Origin of the sequence: Streptomyces rectiviolaceus, assembly GCF_039533825.1 — a bacterium.
Taxonomy (GTDB): Bacteria; Actinomycetota; Actinomycetes; order Streptomycetales; family Streptomycetaceae; genus Streptomyces; species Streptomyces rectiviolaceus.
Window position 1 is genome coordinate 51,300 of record NZ_BAAAUG010000029.1, and the last position, 8,820, is coordinate 60,119.

10 protein-coding genes are annotated in these 8,820 nt (G+C 70.6%); 6 read left to right on the forward strand and 4 right to left on the reverse strand.

All coding sequences use genetic code 11. The annotated features are described in order from the left end of the window. The 4 genes from ABD378_RS09905 to ABD378_RS09920 form a co-directional block, all read right to left on the reverse strand. Positions 1-693, reverse strand: a 693-nt coding sequence (locus ABD378_RS09905; RefSeq protein ID WP_344520192.1) for a coiled-coil domain-containing protein, incomplete at its 3' end; no start/stop codon positions are given. A gap of 224 nt (positions 694-917) precedes the next feature. After that, positions 918-1,949, reverse strand: a complete 1,032-nt coding sequence (locus ABD378_RS09910) for a C40 family peptidase (RefSeq protein WP_344520193.1) — start codon at positions 1,947-1,949, stop codon at positions 918-920. Between the two features lie 304 nt (positions 1,950-2,253). Continuing rightward, positions 2,254-3,603, reverse strand: coding sequence for an NYN domain-containing protein (locus ABD378_RS09915; protein WP_344520194.1), 1,350 nt, complete (start codon positions 3,601-3,603; stop codon positions 2,254-2,256). Positions 3,604-3,637: 34 nt separating this feature from the next. Further along, positions 3,638-3,877 (reverse strand): hypothetical protein, encoded by a 240-nt coding sequence (locus tag ABD378_RS09920; RefSeq protein ID WP_344520195.1) that lies wholly within the window; start codon positions 3,875-3,877, stop codon positions 3,638-3,640. A 138-nt stretch (positions 3,878-4,015) separates the two neighbouring features. Between ABD378_RS09920 and ABD378_RS09925 the strand changes: the two genes are divergently transcribed. The 6 genes from ABD378_RS09925 to ABD378_RS09950 all read left to right on the forward strand — a co-directional run. Beyond that, on the forward strand, positions 4,016-4,747 hold the full coding sequence (locus ABD378_RS09925; RefSeq protein ID WP_344520197.1) for a rhomboid family intramembrane serine protease: 732 nt from the start codon (positions 4,016-4,018) through the stop codon (positions 4,745-4,747). Further along, positions 4,744-5,025: an Lrp/AsnC family transcriptional regulator gene (locus tag ABD378_RS09930; protein ID WP_344520198.1), complete on the forward strand. Its 282-nt coding sequence runs from the start codon at positions 4,744-4,746 to the stop codon at positions 5,023-5,025. Before ABD378_RS09925 ends, ABD378_RS09930 begins: the two co-directional genes overlap by 4 nt. Before the next feature lie 81 nt (positions 5,026-5,106). Continuing rightward, positions 5,107-5,439: a small secreted hydrophilic protein gene (locus tag ABD378_RS09935; RefSeq protein WP_344520199.1), complete on the forward strand. Its 333-nt coding sequence runs from the start codon at positions 5,107-5,109 to the stop codon at positions 5,437-5,439. Continuing rightward, the gene (locus ABD378_RS09940) at positions 5,426-6,883 is read left to right on the forward strand and encodes a sensor histidine kinase (RefSeq protein WP_386545396.1); all 1,458 of its coding nucleotides are present in this window, start codon (positions 5,426-5,428) and stop codon (positions 6,881-6,883) included. Before ABD378_RS09935 ends, ABD378_RS09940 begins: the two co-directional genes overlap by 14 nt. Next, a complete protein-coding gene (locus tag ABD378_RS09945) occupies positions 6,880-7,542 on the forward strand; it encodes a response regulator transcription factor (RefSeq protein WP_344520200.1) in 663 nt (220 codons plus the stop codon). The genes ABD378_RS09940 and ABD378_RS09945 overlap by 4 nt, the downstream gene beginning before the upstream one ends. A gap of 75 nt (positions 7,543-7,617) precedes the next feature. Beyond that, on the forward strand, positions 7,618-8,820 hold a 1,203-nt coding region (locus tag ABD378_RS09950; RefSeq protein WP_344520201.1), incomplete at its 3' end, for an SLC13 family permease.

The window sequence follows — 8,820 nt, forward strand, 5'->3', positions numbered from 1 at the left end:
GGCCCGCGACGAGGACGGCGCGGCGCCCCCGAGGTCCGGCATCCCCTCACGTCCCGAGCGCGATGCCCTGTCGTACGCCTCCCGGTCCTGCGAGGGCAGCGAGTTGAGCAGCTTGCGCGCCTTGGCGAGCTTGTGCTCGACGCTCCGCTTGTGGCGGGCCACGGCGGTGCGGCTCTTCTCCAGCTCGGAGAGCTTGCGTACGGCTTCCGTGCGCTCCTGGGCGAGGCTGCGCTGGGCCTTCTGCAGGTCGGTCAGTTCACCGGCCTGCCGGGTGGTGATGCGGTCGAGCGTCGCCGCCTTGTCCAGATAGCCGTCCGGGTCGGAGGAGAGCACCAGGGCGAGGGAGGGGTCGATGCCGCCCGAGCGGTACTGCGCCTCGGCGAGCGAACCGAGCGCGCCGCGCATCGTGTTGATGCGCTCCTGGCCGCGGGCGACGCTGTCCTTGGCCCGCTCGACCTGCTCGCGCAGTGTGTCCGCGCGCTCGTCGGCCTTGTTGTACGCCTCGGTGGCCTTCTCGGCCTGCTCGAAGAGGCGGTCCACCTTGGCCTTGGTGGTGGCCGGGGTGTCCTGCGGTGCGGCGCCCGCCGGTGCGGCGGTGAGTGCGGCCGCGGCGGTGGCCGCGGCTGCCGAAAGGATGGTGACGCGCGTGCTCCGGTCCGGGCCGGACAGTGCGAGACGACGATGGGACCCCACGGGAAGCCGCTCTCCCTCCGCATGACGGACCCCCGGGCGAACCGGGGGAAAGTCCCCCGATCCGTCGGGGGAATGCGCGCGACAGTAGCGCTGGGATCACGTCACGGCCAAAGACCCCGCCGTGCACACAACGTGGCGCCCCGCCTCAGACGCAGGTCATCGACGGGGCGCGGGGTCAGCGGGAGTTGCCGGAATTCGCCCGTTCGGGCGGCACGCCGGTCGTTTCAGATGCGGACGCCGAACTGGAAGGAGCCGATGGTGGACATCGACTCGTAGCGCACCACGGCACCCGGCTTCGGGGCGTGAAGGACCTGGCCGTTGCCGGCGTAGAAGCCGACGTGCGCGAGGCTGTTGAAGAACACCAGGTCGCCGGGCTTCAGCTCGCCGCGGCCGATCTTCGTGCCGTCGTTCTGCTGGGTGTACGTGGTCCGGGTGATCTGCACACCGGCCTGGTTGTACGCCCACTGCGTGAGGCCGGAGCAGTCGTAGGAGTTGGGGCCACTGCCACCGGAGACGTAGGGCTTGCCGATCTGCGTCGCGGCGGCGCTCAGGGCGGCCTGGCCGCGCTGCGAGGCCGGAACCTCCTTGCCGAGGTCCACGCGGTCGTCGGCGTCGCGGCTCGCGCGGGTCTCCTTGGCGGCGAGGGCCGCCTTCTCCTTGGCGGTGAGGGTGTTGAGCAGCTTCTGGGCGGCGCCGAGCTTGCTCTGGACTTCCTTCTTCTTCTTGCCCAGTTCCTTGCGCGTGTCGGCGAGGTCCTTGAGCTTGTCGGAAGCCTCCTTGCGCTCCTGCGCGAGGGTCCGCTGCTTCTCCTGGACCTTCTTGAGCGCCTCGACCTGCTGACCGCTCAACTGGTCCATGGTGGACGCCTTGTCGAGGTAGTCGTCCGGGTCGGCCGAGAGGAAGAGCTGGACGGAGGGGTCGATGCCGCCGGAGCGGTACTGCGCGCTGGCCAGCGAACCGAGGCCGCCGCGCAGGTCGTTGAGGTCCCCCTGGCCGCGGGCGACCTTGTCCTGAAGCTCGCCGATCTCCTTCTCGAGCTTCTCCTGCTTCTCCTTGGCGCCGTTGTACCGGTCGGTGGCCCGGCCCGCGTCCTCGTAGAGCTTGTCGACCTTGGACTTGACCTCGTCCTTGCTCGGCTTCTCACTCGGCGTCGCGTTGGCCGCCTGGGAGGTGAGTGCGACGGCAGCGGCGGCGGTCGCGGTGAGCACGGTCACGCGCGCGCGGCTCGGCTGCTTGGGTCGACGGTGGGACGCCACGAAGGCGGCTCCTTCTCCTCCAGCCGCCTACCGAGAACCGGTCGGCGGGTACCACCGCTGTCACCCCGGATGGGTGATCAACCGAGCGGAGGTTCGAGGCGAGACCCTAGTGACCTTCTTGTGATCAGTTCAAATCCTGACCGGTAAAAAGTGGGGAGCGGGACGCATATTTTACCGATAACGCACAGGCAGTAATGATCAATTGACGCTACGTCGCGTAGCCGTCGCCCCAATTCGGGCATAGGGAACAGGAGTTACTTCCACCCCCTTATCCCCGCGGAAGCGGCGGACTTCGGCGCGTACGTCAGCCGCGCGAGAGCCGCTTCAGGAGGACCGCCGAAGCGACAGGACGCGCCCCCGCCTTCGCGATCCCGTCGGCCACTTCGCGGTCGGTCGAGACGACGACCACGGGGCGCCCGGGAGGCTCGGCGCGCACCAGCTGGCGGATCAGTTCGTCCGCGGTGACGCCCGGCTTGGAGAACAGCACCCGCACCCCGCGCGGCGGCGCGAGCAGCACGGGCGCGGCGAGTTCGGCCCCGTCGAAGACGCAGGTCATCTCGGCGCCGGTCTGCGCGGCGAGCTGTGAGAGCGAGCCGAGAAGGCGCAGCCGCTGTTTCTCCAGGGGCATCGTCGGATAGCCGGTCTTGGTGACGTTGTAGCCGTCCACGACCATGTGCGCCTGCGGCAGCGCGAGCAGCTGGTCGAGGATGGCCGGGTCGTTCTCGGAGAGCGCCCTGGCGGCGATGTCCTTCGGGGTCATGCGCCCCGGCTCGACGGCGTCCACGGTCTCGGCGGGCCGCACGGACACGGGCGGCAGGGCCAGTTCGCGGCGCAGCCCCTGGGCGGACTCAAGGACCGTGTCGAGCAGCAGCCGCACCCGCATGTCCTCGACGCTGCGGCCCTCGCGCGCCGCTCTGCGGCTTGCCTCCAGGGCGGCCTCGGTCTCGCTGAGGCGCGCCTTGAGCCGCCGGGACTCGCTCTCGGCGGCGGACAGTTGTGCCTGGCCCTCGGCCCGTGCGGCATCGGACTCGGCGGCGGCCTTGCGCAGGGCCGCCTCGCCGCGCTTGACGTCGCTGAGAGCGCCGCGCAGCTTGCGGTGCATCGATTCGGCTTCCTTCTTCGCCGAGTCCAGCTCCGTGCGCAGCCGTTCGGTCTCGGCCTTCGTCTGGCCGCGGGCCGCGGAGAGTTCCTCGCGCAGCCGTTCGAGCTCGGCCCGCGTCTCGTCGTCGACGCGCTCGGCGTCCGCCCGCAGGGCCTCCTCGCCTGCGGCGGTCACCAGCTTCACCCAGCCGGTGGGGCGCAGCACATAGGCCGCGGCCGCCACATCGAGGGGGTCCGCGGCCGGGGGCGGTGAGCCCGCGTCCAGGGCGCCGGTGAGCTCGGGCTGCGCCTCTCTGAGACGTTCGCCGATGCGCTGCCGGAAGAGCGCGTCGCCCTCCAGGGCGGTCGCCATGGCGTTGCCCGCGAACTTCGTGCGCCGGGTCGGCGTGAAGCGGGCGTACTGCCGCAGCTGTGCGGGCAGTTCGCTGACCGTGAGGCCGCCGAAGCCGTCCGAGACGATCTGGACGACCCGTCGGCGTACTCCGTCGGGCAGCGGGCGGTCGAGCACCTCAGCGGCGCCGTCGTCCGGCTCCCCGCTCGCGCTCTCCACCATCCGTCACCCCACTAGCTGTGCGGGGCCCGCTCCCTCAGGAGCCGGCGCCCGGCCTGTCCACGAGTTCCACCTGGTCCACCGCGTTGCACCAGCGACAGCGCACCGACTCGATGTTCTCACTGACCACCTCGCGTTCCTCGATGTTCGACTCACCGGCCAGGTCGAGGTGCACATATTCGACGACCTTCGACGTGCGGGTCACGTCGAAACGCGTGAGGTTGCCGCAGAGCGCGCAGCGCCACCGGGTGGTGTCGGTCGGCAGAGGAACCGTCATCGTGGCTGTTCGCTTTCCTTCGGAATTCCATGGTGCGTGGTGCCCGTAACCCTAAGGCCTGTAAGGGTCTCCATGCGGCGGCCTCCCACGCGGCGGGGCGGTCTGTACGGTTTGCTGCCCTTACGTCATGCTCTGTTCATGATCAAGACATGGGGTACGACGGCGGGCCGGATGATCAGGGGGCAGTCAGCCCCGGTGACGTACGGCCTGATCGCCGCCTGCTGTCTGGTCTTCCTGGTCTCCCCGGTGTCCGGGCTCAACCCCGTGTACGGAATGGGCGACGAGCTGCTCGCCGCCCAGCAGGCCTACTTCGAGCGCTGGGGCGTGGTCCCCTCGGAGCTGTTCAGCGGGGCGATGCGGCCCTTGCTCGCACCGGCCACCGCGCTCTTCGTGCACGGCAGCTGGCTGCACCTTCTGGGCAACATGCTCTTCCTCTACGTCTTCGGGGCGATGGCCGAGGAGCGGATGGGGCACCTCCAGTTCGCGCTCTTCTACCTCGGCTGCGGCTATCTCGCCCTGTTCGCCTACGCGGTCGCGCACGCGGGCTCCGACCAGACCCTGGTGGGCGCGTCGGGAGCGATCTCCGCGGTGCTCGGCGCCTTTCTCCGACTCTTCCCGAAAGCGCGGGTCACCAGTCTCTTCCCGTTCCTCTTCTTCCTGCCGCTGCGGTTCCCCGCGTGGGTGGTGCTGCCGTTCTGGGTGGCGCTGCAGTGGCTGGCCGCCCTGCAGGGCGGCCAGGGTCCCGGTGTCGCGTATCTGGCCCATCTCGTGGGGTTCTCGCTGGGCTTTGTCTACGCATGGGTGCGGTATGGCAGGACGGCTAGAGTGAAGAAGCCAGCACCGGCTACCGAGGGAGACAGCCAGCCGTGATCACCGCGATCGTGCTCATCAAGACCAGCGTGGACCGGATCCCGGAGATCGCCGAGTCGATCGCCGCCCTCGAGTGCGTCAGCGAGGTCTTCTCCGTGACCGGCACGTACGACCTGATCGCCATGGTGCGCGTCGGGCAACACGACGACCTTGCCGACATCATCCCCGGCAAGATCAGCAAGATCCCGGGCGTGGAGGGCACGGACACGCATGTCGCGTTCCGTACGTACTCGCAGCACGACCTGGAAGCGGCGTTCGCGATCGGCCTCGACTCCTAGGCGTCCGCACAGGCGTTGGATGAGGGTTTCCTCATCTGCCGCTCATGCTTCTGACGCACTGTGCCCCGCACTCTCGCAGTCATGGTCTTCTCCCACCGCATGGCCGCCCTGGCCGCCGTCGTGGCGATCCCGCTCGGCATCGCCGCGACCAGCTACGCCCTGACCGACAGCCCCGAGCCCCCCAAGGCCCCGCCCAAGGTGGAGCTGGAGAGCGGCTCGCCGTCCTCGTCGCCGTCGCCGTCGTCGCCGTCGCCGTCCGCGACGCCCACCACTCCTCGGCCGACGCCGAGCGACGAGACGGTGTCCCCGCCGCCGGTGAGCGAGAATTCCCCGGGCGATGACAACGACGACGACGGCAACGAAGGCAGCGGCCGGGGCGACAACGACGACGACGGCCCCGGTGACGACGGCTGAGCGCCCGCACCGCTGGATATCCGCCCGTGTCCGCATCCTGCTCTGGCTGCTCGTGGTGATGACCGTCGCGCTCACCGCGGTCGCGGCCACCACGCGCTCCGTCCTGCTGCGCGACGTCGACCACCGCATCGACCGGCTGCTCGCCCAGGAGACCGCGGAGTTCACGAACCTCGCCCGCGAAGGGGTCGATCCGCAGACGGGCGAGAAGTTCACCGCTCCCGACCCCCTCCTGCGGCTCTTCCTGTCCCGGCAGTACGCCGACCCCGACGAGGAGCTCCTGGGCCTGGTCGGCCGCCCCGGCAAGGCGCCCGCGAAGAAGGAGCAGTCGCGCGAGCCACGGATCGGCCATCCGCTCGCCGAGGACACCGCCGCGCTTCGGACGGTCTTCGAGTCCCCCGACGCGACCGGCACGCTGCACCGCGACCTGGGCGAGGTCCGCTGGGCGAAGGTGGAGATCGCGGCGAGCGCGGGCCATCCGGCGGCGGCGTTCGTCGTCGCCTTCCACCCGGCGGGCGAACAGGCCAAGGCGGGTGACGTGTTCACGATGCTGCTCGCCATCTCCGGGGTCGCGCTCCTGATGACGACCGGCATCGGCTGGGCGGTCGCGGGCCGCATCCTCAAGCCCGTACGCCTGGTGCGTACGACGGCCGCGCAGCTCACCGAACAGGACCTGACCCAGCGCATCCCGGTGCAGGGAAGGGACGACATCGCGGCGCTCGCCGAGACGTTCAACGCGATGCTCGACCGTCTGGAGCGCGCGTTCGCCGCACAGCGCGAGTTCGTCGACGACGCCGGGCACGAGCTGCGCACGCCCATCACCATCGTCCGCGGCCATCTGGAGCTGATGGGCGACGATCCGGGAGAGCGCGAGGAGACGGTCCGGATCGTGATGGAGGAGCTCGACCGGATGAGCCGCATCGTCGAGGACCTCCTCCTCCTCGCCAAGGCCGAGCGCCCCGACTTCGTCACCCCGGAGCCGGTGCAGCTCGCCGAGCTGACCGCGGACGTCTTCGTCAAGGCGCGGGCGCTCGGCGACCGCGACTGGAAGCTGGCCGAAGTGGCCGACGGCGAGGCCGGTCTCGACCCGCAGCGCATCACCCAGGCGATGGTGCAGCTCGCGCAGAACGCCGTCCAGCACACCGTCCCCGGCCAGCGCATCGGCATCGGCTCGCGCAGCACGGCAGGACGGATCGAGCTGTACGTCGCCGACAGCGGGCCCGGCGTGCAGGCACAGGACGCGGCGGTGATCTTCGAGCGGTTCCGGCGCGGCACCGCACGCCGTGGCTCACGCGCCACCGGCGCCGGACTCGGCCTCGCCATCGTGCGCGCCATCGCCGAAGGACACGGCGGCCAGGTCGAGCTGCGGCCCACGGAAGGCGGCGGCGCCACCTTCGTACTCGTACTGCGAGAAGTACTGCGAGAACAGGAACCAGGACTGCCATGAACCGGATTCTCATCGTCGAGGACGAGGAGCGCATCGCCTCCTTCGTCGAGAAGGGCCTGCGGGCCAACGGCTTCACCACCAGCGTCGTCGGCGACGGCGATGCGGCCTACGACTACGCCCTGACCGGCGGCTTCGACCTCGTCGTCCTGGACATCGGCCTGCCGGGAAAGGACGGCTTCACGGTCCTGCGGCAGTTGCGCGAGGCCCGCGTGACCACACCGGTCATCGTGCTGACCGCGCGCGACTCGGTCCGGGACACGGTGGCGGGCCTCGAGGGCGGCGCCGACGACTGGATGACCAAGCCGTTCCGCTTCGAGGAGCTGCTCGCGCGGGTGCGCCTGCGGCTGCGTACGGCGGCGGGGGCCCCGGAGGTGACGGTGCTGCGCGGCGGGGATCTGACGCTTGATCTGCGTACGCGCAGGGCGCGTTCGGGCGAGCGGACGGTGGATCTGACGGCACGTGAGTTCGTGCTGCTCGAACTCTTCCTGCGCCATCCGGGGCAGGTGCTCTCGCGGGAACAGATCCTGTCGCACGTATGGGGCTACGACTTCGACCCCGGGTCCAACATCGTGGACGTGTACGTACGGGCGCTGCGCAAGAAGCTGGGCGCACAGCGGGTGGAGACGGTGCGCGGGATGGGGTACCGGCTGCCGGGGTGACATCCGGCCCCGCGGGTGAAGTTCCTTTCATCCGCGGCTCATTGAGGGCTCACGGCGGAGCCCGAGGCTCATTGCGTGACCCTGAATCCCCGCCAAGCCATCACCCTGTGCATCGCGCTGAGCCTGTGCGCGCTGCTGGTGGTGCCCGGCAACTTCCCCGGCCTGAGCGGCGACGCGCGGCTCACCCTCGCCGTGTTCGCCCTGGCGACCTGTGCGTGGATCGGTACGCCGATCGACGACACGTACATCGCGCTCGGCGCCGGGCTCGCGCTCACCGCGACCGGGGTGATCAGCAGCGACACGCTCTTCGGCACCCTCGGTGACGAGACCGTCTGGCTGCTGATCTGTGCCTTCGTGCTCGCGGCCGCGGTGGCCCGCAGCGGTCTCGCGGGCCGGGCGGCGGCCTTCCTCGTCAGCGGGGCGCGCAGCGTACGGCAGTTGACGCATCTGACGACGGCCGCCCTGGTCGTGACCGCCTTCGCGGTGCCCGCCACATCGGGCCGCGCGGCGCTCGCCCTTCCCGTCTTCCTCGCCCTCGCCAAGGTCCTCGCCGACCGCAAGCGCCTGGTGGTGATGCTCGCGCTGCTCTTCCCGACCGTGATCCTGCTCTCCGCGGTCGCGACCCTGATCGGCGCCGGCGCGCATCTGATCACGGTGTCCGTGCTGTGGGAGGCCACCGGGGAGCGGATCGGCTTCACGCAGTGGATGCTGCTCGGCCTGCCGCTCGCCGTCGCCTCGTCCCATCTGGCCGCGGAGGCCGTCCTGTTGACGACGACGCGGCGGGCGGACCGCAAGGGCCCGGTCCACATCACCGTCGAGCAGCTCCAGGAGCACAGCGAGCAGCCGGTGACCGGAGCCTGGGAGCCCGCCGAGACCCGCTGCGCCCTCCTCCTCGCCACGGTCGTCGCGCTCTGGTGCAGCGAACCGCTGCACCAAGTGCCGCCCGCCGTGGTCGCGTTGATCGGCGCGGTCGTCGCCTCATCCCCCGCCCTCGGCACCGTACGCCTGAAGGACGCGCTGAAGACGGTGCCCTGGTCACTGCTGCTCTTCATGGCCGCGACCATGGCGATGGGCGTCGCGCTCGCCGAGTCGGGGGCGGCGAAGTGGCTGGTCGGCGGGGTCCCCCTCGACGTGCCGCCCTGGCTCTTCCTGACCGTCGTCGTCGCCGTCAGCACGGCCGCGCACCTGATACTCCAGTCACGCTCGGCCCGCTCGTCCGTCCTGGTCCCGCTGGTCGTCGCGGCGGCCGTCGGCGCGGGCGTCAACCCGGTCGCCGCC